This is a genomic window from Mesorhizobium sp. M1E.F.Ca.ET.041.01.1.1 (genome assembly GCF_003997355.1).
Taxonomy (GTDB): domain Bacteria; phylum Pseudomonadota; class Alphaproteobacteria; order Rhizobiales; family Rhizobiaceae; genus Mesorhizobium.
The window spans coordinates 1-2,594 of sequence record NZ_RZSL01000727.1; the positions used below are offsets into that span (position 1 = coordinate 1).

Genomic DNA, 2,594 nt, shown 5'->3' on the forward strand with positions numbered 1-2,594 from the left:
GAACGAATAGGGCGCGAGGTTGATCTCGCCGGCCTTGTTCAATGTCGATATCCATCCGATGGGGCGGGGCGCCACGATCGCCTTCGACGGATCGTGCGGCAGGCCATGCCCCTTCGAAGGCTCGTAGAACATTTTAGCCGGCCCAGGGTCCGGTGTAGTCGGCATAGAGCTTCGCCGGATCGGGCCGCGGCCGCTCCGGCGCAGGTCCCTGGTATGAGCCGATATGGACGAAGCCGATGACGCGCTCCTGCGGCGACAGCCCCAGGATCGCCCTGCCCTCTGCGACGTCGGAATACCAGTTGCTGATCATGTTGGTGCCATAGCCCAGCGCATTGGCCGCGATCATCAGATTCATAGCCGCCATTCCGCCCGACAGGAACATCTCCCATTGCGGGATCTTGGGATTCTCGCGCGGCACCGACACCACGCCGATCACCAGCGGCGCGCGCGAGAAGCGCGCCAGTTCCTGGTTGCGCCGCCCTTCCGGCAGCGGCCCCTCGCGCTGCTCGGCAAGGGCCGCGAGCTTGTTGCCGATCTCGGCCCGCGCCTCGCCGCGGTAGAGGATGAACCGCCAGGGCTCGAGCCGGCCATGATCAGGAACGCGCGAGGCGGCTGCGATCATCGTGGCGATCTCCGCGTCGCTCGGCGCCGGCTCCTTGAGGTCGGGTATGGGCGCGGAATTGCGGGTCAGCAGGAAGTCGATGATCGGCGACGCCATGGGCGCAAGTCTCCTAGAAACATCCAATTTTGAGCTGAAGCGCGCCATCGGGAGGCCGGGCGGCTCGGGCGATGACGCATTATGCGCCGGATAAAGAGCCCTGGCGGAACGCGGCAGGCTCTTGAGCCTTGAAATTGCCACCGCCTTGGGCTTCAACGCAAGGCATGTTTGAGGGGACTCTGCGCCTTGTCGTGGTCTGGCTGGTCGCCGCGCTGTTCGCGGTGCCGGTTTCGTTCGCGCTGGCCCAGAACGCCAACGAGGTCGACAAACTCAAACTGCCGGGCATTTCGAGCTATGCGACGCCGAAAAGCGAGAGGTCGCTGGCGCTCGGCAGCGGCGGCGCGATCACCCTTTCGGCGCAGCTGACCGACAAGGGCGCCGACATCACCCGCGGGATCGTCTGGCGCGTGTTCAGGCCTGAGCCCGCCAGCGACGGCAAGCTGCCGATGGTGGCGTCCGCTCACGGCGGCACGGCGGTGTTCCAGCTCGATCCCGGCAGCTACCTCGTCCATGCCTCCTATGGGCGGGCCGGCGCGACCAAACGCATCACCGTCGGCAAGGATGCCAAGCGCGAGAGCCTGGTCCTCGACGCCGGCGGCCTGAAGCTTGACGCCGTGACGTCGGGCGGCGCGCATATCCCGCCGAAGAAACTCCGCTTCTCGATCTATGAAGGCCAGGCCGAGGCCAATGGCGACCGCGCGCTGATCGCCCCCGATGTCGAGCCGAACTCGGTGGTGCGGCTGAACGCCGGCACCTACCACGTCGTCTCGACCTATGGCGCGGTCAACGCGGTGATCCGCTCCGACATCCGGGTCGAGGCCGGCAAGCTGACAGAGGCGACCGTCGAGCACCGCGCGGCCGAGATGACGATGAAGCTGGTACGCGAGCCCGGCGGCGAAGCCATCGCCGACACCTCCTGGTCCCTGCTCAACGAATCCGGCGATCCAATCAAGGAAGCCGTCGGCGCCTTCGCCTCGATGGTGCTGGCCGAAGGCCAATACACCATCATCGCCAAGAACCGCGACCGCATCTACCAGAAGGATTTTACGGTCGTGGCCGGGCAGAACCAGGAGATCGAGGTCGTGGCCAATGAATCGTCCGCCATCGATCCCGAGGAAGGCGCGGATTAACTGTCGAGTTAAAGCATGTCTCCCGAAAGTGGGAACCGGTTTCGGGACAAGACATGCGTAAGATCAAAAACCTAAAGCGCACGGAGCGAATCTGAAAGATCGCGACGCGCTTTAGGCGGCCTTGCGCATCCGCTTCGGCAGGAACGGTACGCGTCCCCTCGGCGCAGCCGGCGATGCCAGATCGAAAACGGCGCGATAAAGCCGGTCGAGCAGCGCCTTGCGGTCGCGCAGCGGCTCCAGTTCGTTCCATCCCAGCACATCGCCGATGCGCACCTCGATCGCCTTGCCGGACAGCCGCGCGAACTCGCGGATGAGCAAGGACGTGCGCAGCGTCAGCGACGCCTTGCCGACGAATTTCGCCACGCGGTTGTCGCGCTCGGCCATGTTCATCGGTCCGCTGACCAGGTGGAACAGGCGGCCGTTCTGGCCGGAAAAATGCATCGGGATGACGGAGGCCTTGGCTTCCTGGATGAGCTTGGCCGGGAACATCTTCCACGGCAGGTCGATCGCCCGGCCGAACCCTTTCGGCGCCGTGGCGACGCCGCCGGCCGGGAAGACGACGATGGTGACGCCTTCCTTCAGCAGCCGCACCGCCTCGTGGCGCACGGCCATGTTGTTCTTCAGCGCTTCCTTGGTCTCGGAAAAATCGATCGGCAGCGAATAGGCCTCCATCTCACGGATCCTCAGCAGATCCTTGTGGATCATGACCCGGAACGGTCGGCCGAGTTGCTCGACGAGCGACAGGA

3 protein-coding genes and 1 pseudogene are annotated in these 2,594 nt (G+C 65.1%); 1 reads left to right on the top strand and 3 read right to left on the bottom strand.

Annotated features, from left to right (window positions below):
- Together EOA38_RS40700 and EOA38_RS33205 are read right to left on the bottom strand one after the other, a co-directional pair.
- Window positions 1-132, bottom strand: a pseudogene (locus tag EOA38_RS40700) (flavin reductase family protein); the annotation flags it as partial.
- A 1-nt stretch (window position 133) separates the two neighbouring features.
- Complete coding sequence (locus EOA38_RS33205) at window positions 134-718, bottom strand: nitroreductase (protein ID WP_127301216.1); 585 nt, start codon at window positions 716-718, stop codon at window positions 134-136.
- Window positions 719-882: 164 nt separating this feature from the next.
- Here EOA38_RS33205 and EOA38_RS33210 point away from each other — a divergent pair, with 164 nt between their 5' ends.
- Window positions 883-1,848 (top strand): hypothetical protein, encoded by a 966-nt coding sequence (locus EOA38_RS33210; protein ID WP_126093452.1) that lies wholly within the window; start codon window positions 883-885, stop codon window positions 1,846-1,848.
- A 111-nt stretch (window positions 1,849-1,959) separates the two neighbouring features.
- On the opposite strand, the gene EOA38_RS33215 is transcribed toward EOA38_RS33210, so the two are convergent.
- The coding region (locus EOA38_RS33215) for a glycerol acyltransferase (protein WP_127301217.1) at window positions 1,960-2,594 on the bottom strand (635 nt) is incomplete at its 5' end.

Excerpts from the sequence above, each read along its gene's own strand:
- EOA38_RS33205 (WP_127301216.1), bottom strand. The coding sequence starts at position 718 with ATGGCGTCGCCGATCATCGACTTCCTGCTGACCCGCAATTCCGCGCCC.
- EOA38_RS33210 (WP_126093452.1), top strand. The coding sequence starts at position 883 with ATGTTTGAGGGGACTCTGCGCCTTGTCGTGGTCTGGCTGGTCGCCGCG.